This is a genomic window from Vibrio ezurae NBRC 102218, from assembly GCF_000467185.1.
In the GTDB taxonomy this organism is placed as follows: Bacteria; Pseudomonadota; Gammaproteobacteria; order Enterobacterales; family Vibrionaceae; genus Vibrio; species Vibrio ezurae.
Window position 1 is genome coordinate 35,180 of sequence record NZ_BATM01000052.1, and the last position, 21,761, is coordinate 56,940.

Here is a 21,761-nt window from a genome sequence, read left to right on the forward strand (position 1 = left end):
CTAGCATATATATGAGGTTTCGGTATATAATTTGCCAGTTTAGGGATTTTAGACCCTGTAGACTAAGAATTAGGTATTAACGCGTTACATGCATCTTATCCGAGGTAGCCATAACATACGTCCCGAACATCAGGGATGTGTCTTGACCATAGGTAACTTTGATGGTGTCCATCTCGGGCATCAAACGGTCTTGAAGCAAGTACAACAAAAAGCGGAAATGCTTGGTCTTCCGGCTGTGGTGATGACTTTTGAACCACAGCCCTTAGAGCTCTTCTTGCAAAGCAAGGCACCCGCTAGGCTGACTCGTTTACGTGATAAATACGTACAACTGAGTAAGCTTAATCTTGAGCGTCTTCTTTGTGTGAATTTTAGTAAACGTTTTGCAGGGCTTCCTCCAGAACAATTTATTAAAGATCTGCTGGTGGACAAACTTGGTGTTAAGTTTCTCGTGGTAGGTGATGACTTCCGCTTTGGGCGTAAGCGACAAGGGGACTTTTCCATGCTGCAACAAGCAGGAAAAGAGTATGGATTTGAAGTTGTGAGCACCGCCAGTTTCTGTCTGAATACAGAAAGGGTGAGTAGCACCGCTATTCGTGAAGCTTTAGGGCGAGATGAATTAACACAAGCCAAATCCATGCTAGGACGACATTACAGTATTAGTGGGCGTGTTTCACACGGTCGTAAATTAGGAAGAACGATAGGTTTTCCTACAGCGAATATCCCATTAAAACGTACTGTGTCTCCGGTCTCTGGCGTTTATGTCGTTGAAGCTAACATTGATGGACAAACAGTTGGTGGCGTTGCCAACGTAGGTCAAAGGCCTACGGTGAACGGCGTAAGGCAGCAACTCGAAGTACACTTTTTTGAATTATCAAAAGATTTATATGGTAAACAATTAGAAGTTTGCCTATTACACAAGTTGCGTGAAGAAGTGAAATTTGCTTCCTTTGACGCACTTAAAACTCAAATAGAATTAGATGCTGAGGCAGCTCGGGTGTGGTTGCAGCAGCACAGGTAATAATGGACTTTATAGGCCGAAATACGTATTTACATCAAATGATGTATTTACGTCGTGGAGTGCCCAATAACGACATTGTTCCCAAAATATCTAACTTCGCCCAATATTACGGAAATAAGAATCGATGACTGACTATAAAGATACCCTGAACCTCCCAGAAACAGGGTTTCCAATGCGCGGTAATCTGGCGAACCGTGAACCAGAAATGCTTAAGCGTTGGTATAAAGAAGATCTTTACGGTGCTATCCGTGAAGCTAAAAAAGGCAACAAGCCTTTTGTTTTGCACGATGGCCCTCCATACGCAAATGGTGACATCCATATTGGTCACGCGCTAAATAAGATTCTTAAAGACATTATTATTAAATCTAAGACCCTTTCTGGCTATGACGCACCGTATATCCCTGGTTGGGATTGTCACGGTCTTCCAATTGAATTGATGGTTGAGAAGAAAAAAGGCAAGCCGGGTCATAAGATCTCTGCGGCTGAATTTCGTGAAGAGTGTCGTAAGTACGCTGCCGGTCAAGTTGAAGGTCAGAAAGAGAGCTTCAAACGTCTTGGTATTATGGGCGAGTGGGACAAACCTTATCGCACAATGGATTTTGGCACAGAAGCCAACATCATTCGTGCACTAGGCAAAATTGCTGACAAAGGCCACCTACTAAAAGGCTTTAAACCTGTTCACTGGTGTACTGACTGTGGAAGTGCATTGGCGGAAGCGGAAGTTGAATACAAAAACAAAGTTTCACCATCAATTGATGTGAAATTTAAAGCGGCTGATGAAGCGGCGGTATTAAGCAAATTCTCACTGACTGGCGACAACGCTGGTGAAGGTGATATCTCAGTCGTTATCTGGACAACAACCCCTTGGACACTGCCTGCAAACCGCGCGGTTTGTTTGCGTGATGACCTTGAGTATGTTCTTGTTCAAATCGAAGGTGAGCAACCACAACGTTTGATCCTTGCCTCTGATCTTGCAAAAGAAGTGATGGATCGTGTTGGCGTTGAAAACTATCGTAACCTTGGCTTCGCGACAGGTGCTGATTTAGAACTGCTTAACTTCCAACATCCGTTCTACGACTTTACTGTACCGGCTGTATTAGGCGACCACGTAACCACTGAGTCTGGTACTGGTATCGTTCACACCGCACCGGGTCACGGTCAAGAAGATTTCGTGGTAGGCCAAAAATACGACCTAGAAATTGCGAACCCAGTAGGTTCTAACGGTGTGTATCTACCTGATACTGAACTGTTTGCAGGTCAACACGTATTTAAAGCTAATGATGCAGTAGTTGAAACGCTAAAAGAAAAAGGCGCGCTATTACATCATCACGCTTACGAGCACAGCTACCCACATTGCTGGCGCCACAAAACACCGATTATTTTCCGCGCGACTCCACAATGGTTTATCTCTATGGATCAAGCGGGTCTGCGTGCCAATGCATTACAAGCAATTAAAGGTGTTGAGTGGATGCCTGAGTGGGGTCAAAGCCGCATCGAAGGTATGGTTGAAGGTCGCCCTGAGTGGTGTATCTCTCGTCAACGTACTTGGGGCGTGCCAATTACTTTGTTTGTACACAAAGAGACAGCTGAGCTGCACCCTAATACTCAAGAGATTATTGAAAAAGTCGCTAAGCTGGTTGAAGAAAAAGGCATTCAAGCATGGTGGGATGTGGATGCAGCAGAGCTACTAGGCGAAGAAGACGCTGCCAACTACGAGAAAACACTCGATACACTTGATGTATGGTTTGACTCAGGTGTCACGCACTACTCAGTGGTTGATTCTCGTGAAGAGTTCAATGGCGCAAGTGCCGATCTTTACCTAGAAGGTTCTGATCAACACCGTGGCTGGTTCCAATCATCGCTTATCTCATCCATTGCGATGAAAGATGAAGCTCCGTACAAGCAAGTGTTAACACACGGCTTCGTAGTCGATGGACAAGGCCGTAAAATGTCTAAGTCTATCGGTAACGTAGTGGCGCCTAAAGACGTGACTAACAAGCTGGGTGCCGACATTTTACGTCTATGGGTATCTTCTACCGATTACACTGGTGAAGTGGCTGTATCGGATGAAATCCTAAAACGCAGTGCTGACGCATACCGTCGTATTCGTAACACCGCTCGTTTCTTCCTTGCTAACCTAAACGGCTTCAATCCAGAAACTGATTTAGTACCTGCTGACGAAATGGTGGCATTGGATCGCTGGGCTGTAGGTCGTGCACAAGAAGCGCAACAAGAAATTGTTAAAGCATACGAAGAGTACAACACGCATGCGGTTACTCAACGACTAATGCAATTCTGTTCAATCGAAATGGGTTCTTTCTACCTAGACGTGATTAAAGATCGTCAGTACACAGCGAAGCAGGGCAGCCATGCTCAACGTAGCTGTCAAACTGCGCTTTACTACATTGTAGAAGGTCTGGTTCGTTGGATGGCGCCTATTATGTCTTTCACTGCCGATGAAATCTGGAACCAAATGCCGGGTAAACGCGATACGTTCGTCTTTACTGGTGAATGGTTCGATGGTTTGTTTGGTCTAGCTGAAGGCGAAGAACTGAATAACGAATTCTGGAGTGAAATTCAGCAAGTTCGCGCATCTGTGAACAAACTGCTTGAAGAAGCTCGTAAAGAGAAGTTAATCGGTGGCGCACTACAAGCTGAAGTGACACTATATGCTGATGATGCGCTAGCGGCTAAGTTGAACAAACTGGGCGATGAACTGCGTTTCATTATGCTGACATCACGTGCGGACGTGGTTGCTCTATCAGAGAAACCTGCCACAGCACACGAGACAGAAATCGACGGTTTGTTTGTTCAAGTTAATGCCACTGAGCTAGAAAAATGTGACCGTTGTTGGCACCACACTGCAGATGTAGGCACTATTGAAGGCCATGAAACTATCTGTGGTCGTTGTGTATCAAACGTAGAAGGCGAAGGCGAGGTTCGTAAGTTTGCCTAATATGAATCTGTTTAAACAGACTGGGTTACGCTGGCTATGGCTAGCGGCCCTTATTTTTATTGTTGATATAGCAATAAAATTAGTGGTCATGAACAGCATGGGGTATGGCTGGGCAAATCGCATTGAGGTTTTGCCTTTCTTTAACTTGCTCTATGTACATAACTACGGTGCGGCGTTCAGCTTCCTTGGCGATCAAAGCGGTTGGCAACGATGGCTCTTTACCGGTATTGCAATTGCAGTATGCGGTATGTTGATGCTATGGATGCGTAAACTGCCTAAAGCTGAAAAGTGGAACAACATTGCTTATGCGCTCATTATTGGTGGCGCACTGGGTAATGTTTTTGACCGGGTTATTCATGGCTTTGTCGTCGACTATCTTGATTTCTTTGTGGGTAACTACCATTGGCCTGCCTTTAACTTAGCAGACAGTGCTATTTGTATTGGGGCAGCAATGGTTATCTTAGATAGTTTTATTAACAATAAATCCGACTCTGTTGATTCTGCGCAAAAGTAGCGATAAAAAACCAGTGTTCGATTAGTGAGCACTTAGCGGTGATGGGTGTAATTTTTGCTTGTCACCGCCACAAGGTTTCGCTACTATTGCGTCCGCCCTATAAAGGGCGCGCTAGCTTTGTTGTAATCTAATAAACATCACGATTATGACGCGCTGGCTCAACAATTTGGAACATAGGTGGAAAGATGTTTGAAACAACTCTACTTGTGATTTACCTGTTGGCTGCGCTTGGTGTGATTGGCCTAGTTCTGATTCAACAAGGTAAAGGCGCAGATATGGGAGCCTCATTCGGTGCAGGTGCATCAAATACAGTATTTGGTGCTGGCGGCTCTGGTAACTTTTTAACCCGAATGACTGCAGTTTTTGCACTGATTTTTATCGTCGTTTGTCTGATTCTTGGCCGTATGTCTACACATAAAGCCGATTCTCAATGGGTTGACCCAACAGCTGGGCAACAAACCATTCAGAAAACAGACGACGTAGTGAAGGAAGTTCCAGCCCAAAAGGGTGAAGAAATTCCTGAATAAGTTGTAATGCTTATTGCCGAGATGGTGAAATTGGTAGACACGCCAGCATGAGGTGCTGGTGCCTTTGGTGTGAGGGTTCGAGTCCCTCTCTCGGCACCATATATTGTTTGAAAATCAATCTATTGAACGTATAATGTTCGATAGTCGGACGCGGGGTGGAGCAGCTTGGTAGCTCGTCGGGCTCATAACCCGAAGGTCGTTGGTTCAAATCCAGCCCCCGCAACCAATTTGCAACTGGGAGTATTGGTCGATTTTATTCGACATTAAACACCAGTTTGTGAGTCTGAATTTCAAACATCATAACTGATTTTTTTCGGTTATGAGCTAAGCTTTCCTTAGCTTAGTGATATCAGGGTCCAGCAGCATAAAACCCCGACACTATCGGGGTTTTTTGTTATCTGCGGTTTATCACTGCGGATGTGTGCTTGGTAAATGAAATGGGCTTTATGCCCTTTTTTTGTTTCTGGAGTGGTTGAATAATGACTGGTTTAGAAAGACAACTAACTGAGATGCTTGAAGCGCCGGTAGAGGCTTTAGGTTATGAGTTAGTTGGACTTGAGTTTATTCGCGCAGGCGAATATTCGACATTACGCATTTTTATCGACAGTGAGAACGGTATTAATGTTGACGATTGTGCTGAAGTAAGCCACCAAGTAAGTGCGGTAATGGATGTAGAAGATCCAATTTCTGTTGCTTATAACCTTGAAGTGTCTTCACCAGGACTTGAGCGACCGCTTTTCAAAGCCGCACACTATGAGCAGTTTGTGGGCCAAGAGGTCAGTATTGTATTGAAGATGGGTATTGAGAATCGCCGCAAATGGAAAGGCGTTATCAAAGGTGTCGATGGTGAGTTAGTCACTGTTGAAACTGACAACCAAGACAACGAGTTTGCTATTAGCAACATCTCAAAAGCCAATCTGATCCCTAAGTTTTAAGTCTATTTAAAGAGGCTATAAGAATGAATAAAGAAATTTTAGCTGTAGTTGAAGCGGTTTCAAACGAGAAAGCAGTTCCTCGTGAGCGTATTTTTGAAGCGCTAGAAATTGCCCTTTCAACTGCGACAAAGAAAAAGTACGAGATGGAAATCGAAGTACGTGTTGAGATCGATCGCAAGAGCGGTGACTTCGAAACTTTCCGTCGCTGGGAAGTAGTTGCTGAAGTTGAAAATCCAACATTGGAAATGTCAATTGAAGCGGCACAGTTCGACGACGAGACACTGGGTTTAGGTGACTTCGTTGAAGACGAAATTGATTCGGTTAAATTTGACCGTATTACTGTGCAAACAGCCAAACAAGTTATCGTTCAGAAAGTTCGTGAAGCTGAGCGTGAGCAAATCGTTGAACAGTTTATTGATAACGAAGGTGAGCTAATCACTGGTGTTGTTAAGAAAGTAAATCGTGAAACAGTGGTTTTAGATCTCGGCAACAACGCTGAAGGTGTTATTCTTCGTGATGATCAGCTTCCTCGTGAAAACTTCCGTCCGGGTGACCGTGTACGTGGTCTTCTTTATTCTGTTCGCCCTGAAGCGCGTGGTTTCCAGCTATTCATTACTCGCTCTAAGCCTGAAATGCTAACTGAACTGTTCCGCATCGAAGTGCCAGAAATCGCTGAAGATATCATTGAGCTTAAAGCAGCCGCTCGCGATCCTGGCTCTCGTGCAAAAATTGCAGTGAAAACAAACGATCGTCGTATCGACCCAGTAGGTGCATGTGTAGGTATGCGTGGCGCACGTGTACAAGCTGTCTCTGGTGAGCTAGGTAACGAGCGCATCGATATCATCCTTTACGATGATAACCCTGCACAATTTGTTATCAACGCAATGGCTCCTGCTGACGTAGCTTCTATCATCGTTGATGAAGATACGCACTCAATGGATATCGCCGTTGAAGCTGATAACCTAGCGCAAGCTATTGGCCGTAGTGGTCAAAACGTACGTTTAGCATCACAACTGACTGGTTGGGAACTGAACGTAATGACTGTAGAAGATCTACAGAAAAAGCACGAAGCAGAATCTACTGAAGCTATCGAAGGCTTCATGAAGCATCTAGATCTAGAGCAAGATTTTGCAGAAATGCTAGTAGAAGAAGGCTTCTCTACTCTTGAAGAAGTGGCATACGTGCCAATGAACGAGTTGTTAGAAATTGATGGCCTTGATGAAGACCTAGTTGAAGAATTACGTAGTCGAGCTAAAAATGCACTTACTACTCTTGCTCTAGCGCAAGAAGAGACATTTGAAGGCTTACAGCCAGCTGATGATTTATTAGCATTAGAAGGCTTAGAGCGCGAAATGGCGTTCAAACTAGCGGCTAAAGGTGTTGTGACGCTAGAAGATCTTGCTGACCAAGGCACAGATGATATTGAAGGAATCGACGATTTAACAGAAGAACGTGCTGGTGAACTTATCATGGCTGCACGTAACATTTGTTGGTTCGGTGACGAAGAATAATCCGGCACGGAGGTAGCGGCATGACAAAACTTACAGTTAAAGCCCTGAGTGAAGAAATTGGTACGCCGGTTGAGCGCTTAATTGAACAATTAACAGATGCGGGTTTTAAAAAGAACCCTAACGACAATGTTTCTGATGAAGAGAAGCAAACATTGTTGTCACACCTGAAAAAAGAACATGGTGATACGTCTGGCGAGTCTGAACCAACCCGCCTAACTTTACAACGTAAGAAACGTAGCACACTAAGTGTTGCAGCAGGCGGCGGCAAGAGCAAAGATGTAACCGTAGAAGTACGTAAAAAGCGTACCTACGTGAAACGTAGCTCTGTTGAAGAGCAAGCTCGCCTTGAAGCTGAGGAAAAAGCACGCCTAGAAGCAGAAGCTGCAGCGAAACAGGAAGCGGAAGAAAAAGCAAAACGTGAAGCTGAAGAAAAAGCACAACGTGAAGCGGAAGCAAAAGCAAAACGCGAAGCTGAAGAAGCTGCCAAGCGCGAAGCTGCTGCTAAAGCAAAAGCTGAATCAAAAGAAGCTCCACAACCAGACTCTGAAGAGCGTAAAGTGAAAGATCAAGCAGCGAAAGATGCGGCTGACTTAAAACGTCGCCAAGAAGAAGAAGCCAAACGTAAAGCAGAACAAGAAGCGGAAAAACTTCTTGAAGATGCTCGTAAGCTTGCAGAAGAAAATGCAGAACGTTGGGCAAAAGAAGAACAAAGCAAGAAAACTGAAACCACAGATTATCACGTAACAACTTCAACTTACGCTCGTGAAGCTGAAGATGCTGCTGACCGTCGTGCAGATGGTGGCGGTGCTCGTAAGAAGAAAAAGAAAAAGCCAGCTGATGCTAACGCTAATGCAAACGCTCGCGGTGGTCGTAACCAACGTGGTCGTGGTCGTAAAGGCAAGCTAGCTAAACCAACTTCTATGCAGCAAGGCTTTGATAAAACAGCTACTGTTGCTAAAGCAGACGTTGTTATCGGCGAAACAGTTGTTGTTTCTGAACTGGCTAGCAAAATGTCAGTGAAAGCAACTGAAGTTATCAAAGTAATGATGAAGATGGGCGCTATGGCGACTATCAACCAAGTTATCGACCAAGAAACTGCCGCTCTAGTTGCAGAAGAAATGGGTCACAAAGTCGTTCTTCGTAAAGAGAACGAACTTGAAGAAGCAGTACTGTCTGATCGTGATAGCTCACTTGAAGCTGTGCCTCGTGCTCCTGTTGTGACTATCATGGGTCACGTTGACCACGGTAAAACATCAACACTGGATTACATTCGTAAAGCGCACGTAGCGGACGCTGAAGCGGGTGGTATTACTCAGCATATCGGTGCTTACCACGTTGAAACTGACAACGGTATGATCACTTTCCTTGATACTCCTGGACACGCCGCGTTTACCGCAATGCGTGCTCGTGGTGCTCAAGCGACAGATATCGTAGTACTAGTCGTAGCGGCAGACGATGGCGTAATGCCACAAACAATCGAAGCTATCCAGCACGCGAAAGCAGCTGAAGTACCATTGATTGTTGCTGTGAACAAGATCGATAAAGAGGGTGCAAACCCAGACAACGTTAAGAATGAGCTAGCTCAATACGATGTTATCCCTGAAGAGTGGGGCGGTGAGAACATGTTTGTTCACATCTCTGCGAAACAAGGTACTAACATTGACGCTCTACTAGAAACTATCCTTCTACAATCTGAAGTTCTTGAACTTACAGCAGTAGCAGAAGGCATGGCATCTGGTGTAGTTGTAGAATCTCGCCTAGATAAAGGTCGTGGTCCTGTTGCAACTGTTCTGGTTCGTTCTGGTACTCTTCACAAAGGTGATATCCTTCTTTGTGGTCAAGAATACGGCCGTGTTCGTGCAATGCGCGATGAAAACGGTAAAGAAATCACAGAAGCGGGTCCTTCTATCCCTGTAGAAATCATCGGTCTATCTGGTGTTCCTGCGTCAGGTGATGAGGCAACAGTAGTACGTGATGAGCGTAAAGCGCGTGAAGTTGCGAACTACCGTCAAGGTAAGTTCCGTGAAGTTAAACTGGCTCGTCAGCAGAAATCTAAACTAGAGAACATGTTCTCTAACATGACTGCTGGTGAAGTTGCTGAGCTTAACGTTGTGCTTAAAGCTGACGTACAGGGTTCTGTTGAAGCTATCGCTGATTCACTACGTAAACTGTCTACTGACGAAGTTAAAGTTAACATCGTAGGTTCAGGCGTAGGTGGTATCACTGAAACTGACGCAGTACTTGCAGCAGCATCTAACGCTATCATTCTTGGCTTTAACGTTCGTGCTGATGCCTCTGCACGTCGCGCTATCGAGAATGAAAACCTAGACCTTCGTTACTACTCAATCATTTACCAATTGATTGACGAAGTGAAACAAGCGATGGGCGGTATGCTTGCTCCTGAATTCAAGCAAGAGATCATTGGTCTTGCTGAAGTTCGTGACGTATTTAAGTCTCCTAAACTTGGCGCTATCGCTGGTTGTATGGTTACTGAAGGCGTAATTAAGCGTAGCAACCCAATCCGCGTACTTCGTGAAAACGTTGTAATCTACGAAGGTGAGCTAGAATCTCTACGCCGCTTCAAAGATGACGTACAAGAAGTTAAGAATGGCTACGAGTGTGGTATCGGCGTTAAGAACTACAATGATGTTCGCGTTGGTGACCAAATCGAAGTATTCGAAATTGTTGAAATCCAGCGTACGCTAGACTAATCAACATGTTGACTAAAATCACCTTCGAATCTAGCTTTGAAGGTGATGGTTGTTGAATACACCATGAGGGGCTTATGCCCCTCATTATTTTTTCTAAAGTGAGAAAAGAAATGTCAAAAGAATTTAGCCGCACACAACGTGTGTCGCAACAACTACAAAAAGAACTGGCTGTTCTACTACAGCGTGAAGTTCGTGATTCTCGTATCGGAATGGTGACCATTTCTGATGTGGAAGTGTCGCGTGATTTAGCCGTTGCAAAAGTATTTGTAACCTTCTTCTGTGTGGGCGATCAAACCCCCGAATCTAGCCTAGAAGCGCTTAAAGAGCACGAAGTTGAGATCCGCATGATGCTAGGTAAGCGCATTCGTCTTCGCCTAACTCCAGAAGTTCGCTTTGTATATGACAACACACTTGTTGAAGGTATGCGCATGTCTAACCTTGTCAGTGAAGTTGTGTCTAAAGATGAGCAGAAAAAAGCACAGTCAGGTCGCGAGGACGAAGAGTAATGGCAAGACGTCGTAAAGGTCGTCCAGTCAACGGCGTCGTTCTGCTGGATAAGCCTACGGGCATCTCTTCTAATAGCGCGTTGCAACGAGTAAAGCGTATCTTCTTTGCTGAAAAAGCAGGTCATACTGGCGCGCTTGATCCCCTAGCAACCGGTATGCTGCCTATTTGTTTAGGTGAAGCGACCAAGTTTTCGCAGTTTTTATTAGATTCTGATAAACGCTATCGCACCATTGCTAAGCTAGGTCAACGCACCAACACCTCAGATTCAGACGGTGAAGTGGTTGAGACTCGCCCTGTTGCGGTGACCAAAGAGCAAATCCTTGATGCTATCGCCTCTTTCCGTGGCACCACTGATCAAGTGCCATCCATGTTCTCTGCCTTAAAATACCAAGGCAAACCTTTGTACGAATACGCTCGCGCAGGTGTGGAAGTGCCGCGTGAATCTCGTAGCATTACTGTGTTTGAGATTGAGCTTATCCGTTTTGAAGGTGACGAAGTTGAATTAGAAGTACACTGCTCTAAAGGTACTTATATTCGTACTATCGTAGATGATCTTGGCGAAATGCTCGGTTGTGGAGCGCATGTGAGCTATCTTCGTCGTACTGGCGTCGCAAAATACCCGTACGAAAAAATGGTGACATTAGAACAGCTGCAAGAGTTGCTCGATAAAGCCAATGCCGAAGAGATCGCACCTAAAGAATTACTCGACGAGTTGCTACTCCCTATGGATACCGCGGTAGAAGACTTACCGGAGGTAAACTTGCTTCCTGAGTTGACCGATATGGTTCAGCATGGTCAGCCAGTACAAGTGTTTGGCGCGCCAACTGAAGGTATTGTGCGCATGACTTCTGGTGAAGAAAGAACCTTTATCGGTATTGCTGACATCGATGATGATGGGCGTATTGCACCTAAGCGTTTAGTGGTTTTTAGAGACGAAGAGCAGAGCTAATAGCGGATGATAAAGTAAGCGTTGAGCTTTCATTAACTTGGCCCTTGCTTTACTCAAATCTTATCCGTATAATTCGCGCTTCGCGTAGCGGCTGAATCAGAGATTGGCGCTACAACTTTTAAACTTACTCTTATCAGGAGAGAATTATGTCTCTGAATGCAGAAACTAAAGCAGCAATCGTTGCAGAATACGCACAAGCTGAAGGCGATACAGGTTCACCAGAAGTTCAAGTAGCTCTACTTACAGCTTCTATCAACCACCTTCAAGGTCACTTTGCTAACCACAAACACGATCACCACAGCCGTCGTGGTCTTCTACGTATGGTTTCTCGTCGTCGTAAGCTTCTAGATTACCTTAAAGGTAAAAACCTAGCTCGCTACCAAGACCTAATCAAACGTCTAGGCCTACGTCGCTAATTAAGCGACTGCGCTAAGCAGTTTGAATGAAAAGGAGCCTATGGCTCCTTTTTTTGTATTTAAAATGGCTGAAAAAAGCCAAAAACCTATCCCAATCTATGGGATTGTATAGCTTTTTCCTCTCTAGATTACAAAATCTAATCCAAGTAGTTTATACTACGCCTCGTTATTTGTTTTTTCACAAATAACTATCGATCCAAATCATTACAGTCACAGATGTCGGCCACTAGGTCGCGACTATTACAAGTAGATTAAGGTGAAACCTCAGTCTATTTTTACTAGTCGCGATTGGTAATGTTTTGGATTTTCACTAGATAATTCTATGGCGTAATGTCATGGAACAAGGAAACAAGAATGTTCGAAAAACCAGTTGTTAAGACTTTCCAGTACGGTAACCACACCGTTACTTTAGAAACAGGCGTAATCGCACGTCAAGCTACTGCAGCAGTAATGGCAACAATGAACGATACTTCTGTATTCGTATCAGTTGTGGCTAAGAAAGAAGCCGTAGAAGGCCAAGATTTCTTCCCTCTAACAGTAAACTACCAAGAGCGTACATACGCTGCAGGTAAAATCCCTGGTGGTTTCTTCAAGCGTGAAGGTCGTCCTTCAGAAGGCGAAACACTAACGGCTCGTCTAATCGACCGTCCAATCCGTCCTCTATTCCCAGACGCGTTTAAAAACGAAGTTCAGGTTATCGCGACAGTAATGTCTGTAAACCCTGACGTTCAACCAGACATGGTGACTATGCTTGCAACTTCTGCGGCACTGTCTATCTCTGGTGTTCCTTTTAACGGTCCTATCGGTGCGGCACGTGTTGGTCATATTGATGGTGAGCTAGTGCTTAACCCTTCAATGACTGAACTTGAATCTTCTAAGCTAGATCTTGTTGTATCTGGTACTGAAGGCGCTGTTCTTATGGTTGAGTCTCAAGCAGACAACCTAACAGAAGAAGAAATGCTAGCCGCTGTTGTTTACGGTCACGACCAACAACAAGTTGCTATTCAAGCAATCAACGAATTTGCAGCTGAAGTGGCTACTCCGTCTTGGGACTGGGAAGCACCTGCTGAAAACACTGAGCTTAAAGCAAAAATTGCTGAGCTAGCGGAAGCTAAATTGACTGAAGCTTACCAAATCACTGAGAAAATGGCGCGTTATGACCGTATCCATGTTATCGCTGATGAAGTAAACGCTGCGCTACTTGCTGAAGACGCTGAACTGAATCCAAAAGAGATTCACACTATTTTCCACGACCTAGAAAAAACAGTGGTACGTGGCCGCATCATTGCTGGCAACCCACGTATCGATGGCCGTGAAAAAGACATGGTTCGTGCGCTAGACGTACGCACTGGCGTTCTTCCACGTACACACGGTTCTGCACTGTTCACTCGTGGTGAAACTCAGGCGATCGTTACTGCAACTCTTGGTACTCAACGTGATGCACAAATCATCGATGAGCTAACAGGCGAGCGTAAAGACAACTTCCTACTGCACTACAACTTCCCTCCATACTGTGTAGGTGAAACTGGTTTTGTTGGTTCTCCTAAGCGTCGTGAAATCGGCCACGGTAAACTGGCTAAGCGTGGTATTGCAGCGGTAATGCCTTCTGTTGAAGAATTCCCATACACAGTTCGCGTAGTATCAGAAATCACAGAATCTAACGGTTCTTCTTCTATGGCTTCTGTATGTGGTACTTCTCTTGCTCTTATGGATGCAGGTGTGCCAATCAAAGCTTCTGTTGCGGGTATCGCAATGGGTCTAGTTAAAGAAGGCGACGACTTCGTTGTTCTTTCTGACATCCTAGGCGACGAAGATCACCTTGGCGACATGGACTTTAAAGTAGCCGGTACTAACGACGGTATCACTGCACTGCAGATGGATATCAAAATCGAAGGTATCACTAAAGAGATCATGCAAATTGCTCTTAACCAAGCGCAAGGTGCACGTAAGCACATCCTATCTGTAATGGATAACGCTATCTCTGGTGCTCGTGAAGAGATTTCTCAATTCGCTCCACGTATCCACCAAATGAAGATCAACCCTGAGAAGATCCGTGACGTTATCGGTAAAGGCGGCGCAGTAATTCGTTCACTTTGTGAAGAAACTGGCACAACTATCGAAATCGAAGACGACGGTACAGTGAAAATTGCTGCAACTTCTGGTGAGCAAGCGCAAGATGCAATCGACCGCATCAAAGCACTGACTGCTGAAGTTGAAGTAGGTACTATCTACATGGGTAAAGTGGCTCGTCTAGCTGACTTCGGCGCATTCGTAACTATCCTTCCTGGTAAAGATGGTCTAGTACACATCTCTCAAATCGCTGACAAGCGTGTTGAGAAAGTATCTGACTACCTAACTGAAGGCCAAGAAGTTAAAGTTAAGGTTCTAGAAATCGACCGTCAAGGTCGTGTACGTCTAAGCATGAAGGAAGCGGTTGAAGCTCCTGCAGCAGATGACGCAGCACCAGCAGCTGAATAATATTGATTTTTAAGAAAAAATCGATAAATGCATAAATAAAGAGGAGCTTTTTAGCTCCTCTTTTTCTATGCTAAAGGAATCCCCATCGAATTCGATGGCTCACAGGGAGGGAGTATTTAGTGAAATGGTTTAGTGTGCTAATAGCAGGGCTAGTGCTGATTATGTCTGGCTGTTCAAGCATGGGCGGTAAAGATAAAGAATGGGCACCGCCACCAATGGCCGTTCCTCTGCAGCCTACAATTCAGCAAGAAGTACAAATTGCCCGTACTTCTCAGTTATTGCTGCGCAATGACATTACCGATGAGCAAAGAGCAGAGCTGCACTTTCAACGAGGTGTGTATTACGATAGCCTAGGTCTACGCGAATTGGCTCGATATGACTTTAATCAGAGCTTATCTATTAACCCTGCCCAAGCTGAGATATTCAACCTACTGGGTGTCTATTTTACCCAAATAGGGCAATATGACGCAGCCTATGAGGCATTTGACTCTACATTAGAACTTGATCCTAGCAATCATTATGCTGAACGTAACAGAGCGATAGCGCTTTATTATGGCGATAGAATCGATTTGTCTTTGCATGAAATGACTCAGCACTATAACGACAATCCTAATGATCCTTTTAGCGCCTTATGGTTATACATCATTGAAATGAAATCTAATCAGACGGATGCTCTGGCTAAATTAGAGCAACGTTATGCTAAGAAAGACGATCAATGGGGTTGGGCACTGGTGGCGATGATGCTCAATAAAATCTCCAATGATGAAGCTATTTTGGAGGTTGCCTCGGGTGCAAAAGACAATCTAATGTTGGCTGAGCGTCTTACTGAAACTTATTTCTATATGGCGAAACGATACCAACTGGCGGGTCAATACAACGAGGCTGTGAGCCTGTATAAGCTTTCCTTGAGCTTCAATGTGTACGAATATGTTGAACATAGATACGCATTCCTAGAATTAGGACGTATTTTCTCAGATCTGCGTGCTGAGAGGCAAGAGCAGTTAAAAGAGAGTGAGCAAGGGAAGGAATAATCCTGAATTTGATCTGAAAATACCGCCATTTAACAGGCGGTATTTTTTAATTATTGATTATCTGAATGATGTTTAACGCACTTCAAGCCCGGCAATTTGATGCCAGTAGCCATTACATTGATGATCTTGAATAGGCACAGGCTTTGCGCCTTGCTCATTGGCTTTAAAAGCGTCAACCTGAGTTAAGGTCTCCATACCGAGTGGGCTCAAACGCACAACATCGACCAAGCCTTGCATAGATGGAATGTCATTGCCTAAGTTATAGCAATAGCCTGATTGAGTCTGAATACCGTTTAAATTAAATACGGTTTGACCTTCTTGGCTATCGACCTTCAGACCCGTTGGGTATTTAATACAGCATGTTTGGCAGTCATCTTTCGCTTTGTTTTCAGCACGAGCGGTAAAGCAGCGCGCAGAGTAGGCTAAAGGCAAATAACCATGACTGAAGACTTCGACCTCAAACTGATTGCGAATGCCCAGCTCATCACACTGTATTAAGGTGTTATTTAGCCAGTCACGAGACAACTCCACAGGCATACACCAGCGAATCATTCCTTGTTTTAGGAATAGATTAAGAGTTCGGGCGTTGTAAGTATTAACCGCGGGGCCAACGACAAAGGGGACGCCTTTTTCGTGCGCCAGTTGAATGCCAGATACATCGTTTGCTTCAATGGCAAAATCACCATTGTCGATATACTTTTTCATGATATTGACTTCACTTGGCGCTTCTAGCAGCGCCATAGTAGAAAGCACCACTTGCTTGCCTGAACTGGACAGATCTTTGGCGATATCAAACCAATGTTGCGGTTTGAGCTCTCGGCGTTTAGAGCACACCGATTCACCCAAATAAATAATATCGGAGTTAGATTGCTTTGCTTGCTCGTAAAAGCTTTCAACGTCTTGTTTTGACCAAAAATAAAGCAGTGGTCCTAATGAATACTTCATATTAATTCTCCGACTACTGCCATTTTCGATGGTAGGCACCAAGGGTCGTTTGTGTCCCCTCAGATACGTTAGCTAACGCGTTGTCCCATTCTGGTTGAACTTGGTAGTTGTCTGGGTTCCTTTGGTAGGCATCAATCGCCGCGCGCCAAGTACGAGTCACTTGTTCTACGTAAGCAGGGCTACGTTGACGACCTTCAATTTTTACCGATGCCACTTTGGCAGCAAATAACTCTGGTAATAACGATAAAGTATTGAGGCTGGTTGGCTCTTCTAAAGCGTGATACAGCTTATTTTCACCGTCAACTTCAGTATTAAAGCGGCCTTTACACAAGGTTGGATACCCTGCGTTTTCTCCGGCCGCATAACGGTCAATTAAGATCTCGTTGAGGCGAGACTCAAGACCTGAGTCTGTTTCTTGCCAACGAACATATTTGGCAGGAGAGCAAGCGCCCACAGTATTTGGAGATTCACCGGTTAAATAAGAAGAGAGGTAACAGCGACCTTCCGACATGATACAAAGGCTACCAAAGGCAAATACCTCTAGCTCGACATCAGACATTAGGTTTCTAGAGAGTTGTTTAACTTGATGAATGGATAATACTCGTGGCAATACCACTCGTTTTACGTTGAAGTTACTGTGGTAATAATCAACGGCAGCCACATTGGTCGCTGAAGCTTGTACAGAGAGGTGTAGCTCTAATTCTGGATAATGGGTTGCGGCATATTCCAATACGGCGATATCAGCCACAATTAATGCGTCGATGCCATTTTGCGCGGCCATATCGACCGCGTTAGTCCATCGCTCAAAGCCAGAAGGTTGAGCGAAGGTATTTAAAGCAACATGAATTTTTTTGTTGGCGTTGTGTACGTATTGAACCGCTTTCTCAAACTTTTTACCATTAAAGTTGAGTCCGGCAAAGTGGCGAGCATTGGTATCGTCTTTGAAGCCAACATAAACCGCATCAGCGCCGCAATCAATAGCCGTTTTCAGTGCAGGTAAGTTACCTGCAGGACAGAGTAGTTCCATAATTCTGATCATTCACTGAGCAAATAGGAAAGCAGTTTAGCGGTGGATTGCGAAATGAGAATTGATATGGGGCAGTTTTCATGATGAGTTGGTTGTTTTTTGAACGTCATATCTTGGAGTTTGACTAAACTCAGTTCATTTCTGTCATTTATTCAGTATCATGAGCGACATTATACGGATGAGAGAAATACACAGTGCTTGAGAAAGTAAGACAACAATTAGTCGTGAATGCCGCGAATATTTTTCGTGTTCCTGCCAAATTAATGCCAGCCAAACTACAAAGTTTTACCTTGTTAGAGGGGTTAAAACTGGTCTTCAAAGAAGCGTTAGAAGATGGCGACTTTGAGTTTCTAGAAGGTAAGTGGCTTAAAGTCTCAGTTATGGATATGGATCTTAGCTGGTTTATCAGCTGTGAAGACGGCCAGTTATTAGTGAGCACAGAGGAAAAGGATCATCAGGTCAGCTTTAGTGGTTCATTAAATGATCTTGTTCTCATTGCGGGCAGAAAAGAAGATCCTGATACGCTATTTTTCCAACGTCGCTTAAGCATTGAAGGTGATACTGAACTAGGGTTAGAAGTTAAGAACTTAATGGACAGTGTGGATCTTGATGCACTACCAAAAGCGGTGAAAACAGCCTTGGAGCAACTGGCAACTTTTGTATCAAAAGGGGTTCAGTCTTCTGCGAGCGTCACCACTTCAGTAAGAGAGACAGAGAATGCTTATTAGAACTGAGGCACCAGCGGACAATCAAGGGATACTGACGCTTTTAAAGCATGCGTTTCCTACTGACGCTGAAGCGAATTTAGTCAATACACTACGCGAGAATGGCAATATCACTTTGAGTATTGTTGCTAGCGATGACGAAGGTCGTGTGATTGGCTGTGCACAGTTTTCTCCAGTGACACTGTCTGGGAATGATTACGGTTGGCAAGGCCTTGCTCCGGTAGCCGTTCATGAAGATTTTCGTAATCAGGGCGTTGCTGAGCGCATGATTAAAGAAGGTTTAGATTCTCTACTGGAATTTGGTTACAGCGCCTGTGTGGTACTGGGCGATCCCGCTTACTATTCTCGTTTTGGTTTTGCTCAGTCAGAGGGAAGTAATTTCCGTTGCCAGTGGGATTTACCGGAAGGGGTGTTCCAAGTACTCGATCTCACAGGAGAAAGCTTTGACGGTTTATCCGGCCTTATCGAATACTGCAAAGAATTTGATCAGTTCTAGACTATGCCTAATTTGAACGCAAGAGCAAAACTATTGGCCGAAATGGATATTGAGCAGTGGCAGTTGCTGCATGCTGAGCGTCTTGAAGGCTATCAGCAGCCTGATATTTCTTTACCTGATTCGGTCAAACTGCTGTTTGTCTCACCACTTGTTCCAGCAGGTCAAGACGCTGAATTCTTACAAAAAGTATTGAAGGCAATGCAGTTGCAGTTGAGCGATTGTCGCCACCTTTATCCCAACCAACTGTCTCAACTTAGCCAGCATCAATTACAGTGGGTGTGGTTTAGTGCTTGTGCCCCAACGACTGTTGAAGGCGTAAAGGAGATTAACTCTCCTGCCTTGTCTGATATTGATGGTCACAACCAAAACCGTCGCCAACTATGGAATCAAATACAAAATAATGCCTAATCTTATCCCGTTAGCTTCAACGCACTTAGACAGTGTGTGGCAGATAGAATCAACAGCGCACACTCATCCGTGGAAGCGCTCAATGATCGATGATCTTGCCAGTCGTGGTGCAATGCATTTTGCTTTCGAAGACGATGAGCAGTTGGTCGGATACTTCTATGCACAAAATATTGTTGGTGAAGTGACACTACTTAATGTAGCGGTAGCCCCAGAAAAACAAGGGCAGGGGATTGGTACGCAGTTGATAGAGTCTTTCATTGAATTATGCGAAAGCCAAAACGTAGAAAGCATCTGGCTGGAAGTGCGAGATTCCAACAAAAAAGCGCAAGCGCTGTATTTAAATGCGGGCTTTAATGAGGTGGATAGACGCCGTAATTACTACCCGACAGCTACTGGTCGTGAAGATGCCATTATCATGAGTTATCTTTGTCTTTAAGTGTCTGCACCGATGGATTGCATGAACTTGTATTAACAGCACATATTACCCACCAATGACTTATCTATAGAATGAAAAAGAGGCTAAGTGGCAAAGCATTGCGCCTTGGTGGTGCTATTACTGAAGGAGCTCTTATGAGCTCCTTTTTCATGGGGCTTAGGTTTAAAGTTTGTTTCGCTTCTCAATACGTTCAAGCTCGGTAGCTAATTTTTGCATACTAAAAGTAATGCGTGGAAAAACGCAAGATGTGACCCTATTGCCTTCCTTTATTTTAAAACGTTAAAAATACAATGGCGTAAAGTGGCAAAATACCTCTGAATTATACTGTTACACTACATCTGAATTTTTAATCAGGAGTGACAATGCCTCATTCAGCATTCGCAAATTTACCCCCGCTACCATTTCTAGTTATTTCTGCACTACTAGCTGTGGTGCTTTTTATCTTTATGGCTCGACTTAAATCCACAAAACGAGAGCTGGAAAATTCTAAACAGGAAACCGAAAAGGCTTCTCAAACACTTGCTGACTATGAGATGCAATATTCTGGCATTATCAACGTGGATAAAGAGATTGAGGTTCGGGAACACGCATCCAAAGTGCGCCAAGACGAAGCCAATGCAGTTTTTCTTGAGGTCACAAATGATATTGAGCAACTCAAGTCGAGCTATAAAGAAAAGAAAGGTATATACGACTCGCTCATCCATAAAATAGGCATTTATGACGATGACGTGGAGTTGCTAGAGTTAGGCTTCTACGAACCACACTTTGACTTTGATACTGCAGAGCAATTTAAAGAGAAAATCCGCGAGTGCAAAGATTTCCAAAAAGATCTTCTTCGTATGAAGGATACCTCTGGAGCGATTTACTGCACCACTGAGTGGACGGTAGGTAACTCAAAAGTCGAAGGTAAGAAGATGACTGACCGAGGTATTAGACTCACAGCTCGCGCATTCAACAATGAATGTGAAGCTGCCATCGCTAACTGTACATGGAAAAATGTCGTCAAGATGGAAGCGCGAATTAATAAAGCCTTTGAAGCAATTAATAAGTTGAATGAGTCCAACATGATTGTCATTTCAAATAAATATTTGCAACTAAAAGTTGAGGAACTTCGCCTGACTCACGAACACAGAGAAAAGAAACAAGCTGAGAAAGAAGAACAGGCTGAAATTAAGGCTCAAATGCGTGGAGAAGCGAAGATTGAAGCAGAGATCAAGAAAGCAGAACAAGAAGCCATTAGAGAAGAAGCACGTTTTTCTAAAGCCCTTGTGACCGCTAGAAAACAGCTTGAGTCAGCGAATGACGAAGCCCGTAGTAAACTGGAAGAGCAGATCGCACAGCTACAATCTGATCTTGAAGCCGCAGAGCAAAAGCATCAACGTGCACAAAGTATGGCAGAGCAAACCAAGCAAGGTCACGTTTATGTTATTAGTAATATTGGCTCGTTTGGAGAAAACGTTTATAAGATTGGTATGACCCGTCGACTCGAACCAATGGATCGGGTCAAAGAGTTAGGTGACGCTTCAGTACCATTCAGTTTTGATGTTCACGCCATGATTCACACCACTGACGCACCTTCTCTTGAGAAAGAGTTGCATCGCGTATTCGATAATAACCGTCTGAACATGGTGAATAGGCGTAAAGAGTTTTTCCAAGTGGATCTATCTGACATCAAGAAAGCTGTTAAAAACTTCGATATTGATGATGCTGAGTTCATCGAAACTGCTGTAGCGCAGGACTTCAATGAAACTAGAGCAATGCGTAAGCAAGCAGAGTTGAAAGAAGCAATCGAGCTTGGTGCTATCTTAACTAAGACGAAGCAACCTGAATTTGCTGAAAGCATTTAAAGTTTACTAATCCATAACTCTCTAAATTAGCAATTTAACTGACTCATTTTTCTCCAACAACGTGTTGGATCTTAGTACCGAAGAGTACGTCACAGAACAAATTGCTGTCTCAGAAAAAACGCCTGTCTCAGAAAAAACGCCTCAATGTGTCTGGAGTGACTATACATTAAGGCGTTTGAGTGCGTTTGCTAGGCTAAAGCAACAGGAAAGCGCAATGGCTTGGCTGAGCGGTCTCTTTTTTGCCTTCAGTTCATATGCATCACTCTATAGCCTTTCAGTTTTCTATGTCCTTTCATTATGCTCTTTTGGCTGCAAGTAAGGCAT

The 21,761-nt window shown here is 44.2% G+C and carries 19 protein-coding genes and 2 tRNA genes; 19 read left to right on the forward strand and 2 right to left on the reverse strand.

The features are described 5' to 3' along the window. The first annotated feature begins 88 nt into the window (after window positions 1-88). From ribF to nlpI, 14 genes are all read left to right on the forward strand, one after another. Entirely contained in the window at window positions 89-1,018 is a 930-nt protein-coding gene (gene ribF, locus VEZ01S_RS14840) for a bifunctional riboflavin kinase/FAD synthetase (protein WP_040891114.1), read from the forward strand. 124 nt (window positions 1,019-1,142) lie between these two features. Further along, window positions 1,143-3,974 carry an isoleucine--tRNA ligase gene (gene ileS, locus VEZ01S_RS14845; protein ID WP_021714875.1) on the forward strand — a complete coding sequence of 944 codons (2,832 nt, stop codon included), beginning with the start codon at window positions 1,143-1,145 and terminating at the stop codon, window positions 3,972-3,974. 1 nt (window position 3,975) lies between these two features. Continuing rightward, window positions 3,976-4,488: a signal peptidase II gene (lspA, locus tag VEZ01S_RS14850; RefSeq protein WP_040891116.1), complete on the forward strand. Its 513-nt coding sequence runs from the start codon at window positions 3,976-3,978 to the stop codon at window positions 4,486-4,488. A 185-nt stretch (window positions 4,489-4,673) separates the two neighbouring features. After that, complete coding sequence (gene secG, locus VEZ01S_RS14855; RefSeq protein ID WP_021714877.1) at window positions 4,674-5,015, forward strand: preprotein translocase subunit SecG; 342 nt, start codon at window positions 4,674-4,676, stop codon at window positions 5,013-5,015. A 15-nt stretch (window positions 5,016-5,030) separates the two neighbouring features. Beyond that, window positions 5,031-5,114, forward strand: a tRNA-Leu gene (locus VEZ01S_RS14860). Between the two features lie 50 nt (window positions 5,115-5,164). After that, window positions 5,165-5,241, forward strand: a tRNA-Met gene (locus tag VEZ01S_RS14865). Between the two features lie 253 nt (window positions 5,242-5,494). Continuing rightward, the gene (gene rimP / locus VEZ01S_RS14870; protein ID WP_021714878.1) at window positions 5,495-5,950 is read left to right on the forward strand and encodes a ribosome maturation factor RimP; all 456 of its coding nucleotides are present in this window, start codon (window positions 5,495-5,497) and stop codon (window positions 5,948-5,950) included. A 23-nt stretch (window positions 5,951-5,973) separates the two neighbouring features. Beyond that, complete coding sequence (gene nusA / locus VEZ01S_RS14875) at window positions 5,974-7,461, forward strand: transcription termination factor NusA (RefSeq protein ID WP_021714879.1); 1,488 nt, start codon at window positions 5,974-5,976, stop codon at window positions 7,459-7,461. A gap of 20 nt (window positions 7,462-7,481) precedes the next feature. Then, entirely contained in the window at window positions 7,482-10,172 is a 2,691-nt protein-coding gene (gene infB, locus VEZ01S_RS14880; RefSeq protein ID WP_021714880.1) for a translation initiation factor IF-2, read from the forward strand. Between the two features lie 110 nt (window positions 10,173-10,282). Continuing rightward, the gene (gene rbfA / locus VEZ01S_RS14885) at window positions 10,283-10,678 is read left to right on the forward strand and encodes a 30S ribosome-binding factor RbfA (protein WP_039970871.1); all 396 of its coding nucleotides are present in this window, start codon (window positions 10,283-10,285) and stop codon (window positions 10,676-10,678) included. After that, a complete protein-coding gene (gene truB, locus VEZ01S_RS14890) occupies window positions 10,678-11,628 on the forward strand; it encodes a tRNA pseudouridine(55) synthase TruB (protein ID WP_021714882.1) in 951 nt (316 codons plus the stop codon). The genes rbfA and truB overlap by 1 nt, the downstream gene beginning before the upstream one ends. A 146-nt stretch (window positions 11,629-11,774) precedes the next feature. Continuing rightward, a complete protein-coding gene (gene rpsO, locus VEZ01S_RS14895) occupies window positions 11,775-12,044 on the forward strand; it encodes a 30S ribosomal protein S15 (protein WP_021714883.1) in 270 nt (89 codons plus the stop codon). A 354-nt stretch (window positions 12,045-12,398) separates the two neighbouring features. Next, the gene (gene pnp / locus VEZ01S_RS14900) at window positions 12,399-14,522 is read left to right on the forward strand and encodes a polyribonucleotide nucleotidyltransferase (RefSeq protein ID WP_021714884.1); all 2,124 of its coding nucleotides are present in this window, start codon (window positions 12,399-12,401) and stop codon (window positions 14,520-14,522) included. 119 nt (window positions 14,523-14,641) lie between these two features. Further along, window positions 14,642-15,553, forward strand: a complete 912-nt coding sequence (nlpI, locus tag VEZ01S_RS14905; protein WP_021714885.1) for a lipoprotein NlpI — start codon at window positions 14,642-14,644, stop codon at window positions 15,551-15,553. Window positions 15,554-15,625: 72 nt separating this feature from the next. On the opposite strand, the gene VEZ01S_RS14910 is transcribed toward nlpI, so the two are convergent. Both VEZ01S_RS14910 and ubiU read right to left on the reverse strand, forming a co-directional pair. Beyond that, entirely contained in the window at window positions 15,626-16,498 is an 873-nt protein-coding gene (locus tag VEZ01S_RS14910; protein ID WP_021714886.1) for a U32 family peptidase, read from the reverse strand. Between the two features lie 13 nt (window positions 16,499-16,511). After that, entirely contained in the window at window positions 16,512-17,525 is a 1,014-nt protein-coding gene (gene ubiU / locus VEZ01S_RS14915) for a ubiquinone anaerobic biosynthesis protein UbiU (protein ID WP_021714887.1), read from the reverse strand. Window positions 17,526-17,719: 194 nt separating this feature from the next. Between ubiU and ubiT the strand changes: the two genes are divergently transcribed. The 5 genes from ubiT (at window position 17,720) to VEZ01S_RS14940 (ending at window position 21,437) form a co-directional block, all read left to right on the forward strand. Further along, a complete protein-coding gene (gene ubiT, locus VEZ01S_RS14920; protein ID WP_021714888.1) occupies window positions 17,720-18,253 on the forward strand; it encodes a ubiquinone anaerobic biosynthesis accessory factor UbiT in 534 nt (177 codons plus the stop codon). After that, window positions 18,243-18,746 carry a GNAT family N-acetyltransferase gene (locus VEZ01S_RS14925; RefSeq protein ID WP_021714889.1) on the forward strand — a complete coding sequence of 168 codons (504 nt, stop codon included), beginning with the start codon at window positions 18,243-18,245 and terminating at the stop codon, window positions 18,744-18,746. The genes ubiT and VEZ01S_RS14925 overlap by 11 nt, the downstream gene beginning before the upstream one ends. A gap of 3 nt (window positions 18,747-18,749) precedes the next feature. Continuing rightward, window positions 18,750-19,154 carry a DNA polymerase III subunit psi gene (locus VEZ01S_RS14930; protein ID WP_021714890.1) on the forward strand — a complete coding sequence of 135 codons (405 nt, stop codon included), beginning with the start codon at window positions 18,750-18,752 and terminating at the stop codon, window positions 19,152-19,154. Then, a complete protein-coding gene (rimI, locus tag VEZ01S_RS14935) occupies window positions 19,147-19,590 on the forward strand; it encodes a ribosomal protein S18-alanine N-acetyltransferase (protein ID WP_021714891.1) in 444 nt (147 codons plus the stop codon). Before VEZ01S_RS14930 ends, rimI begins: the two co-directional genes overlap by 8 nt. Before the next feature lie 362 nt (window positions 19,591-19,952). Further along, on the forward strand, window positions 19,953-21,437 hold the full coding sequence (locus VEZ01S_RS14940; protein WP_021714892.1) for an SNIPE associated domain-containing protein: 1,485 nt from the start codon (window positions 19,953-19,955) through the stop codon (window positions 21,435-21,437). Window positions 21,438-21,761: the final 324 nt, after the last annotated feature.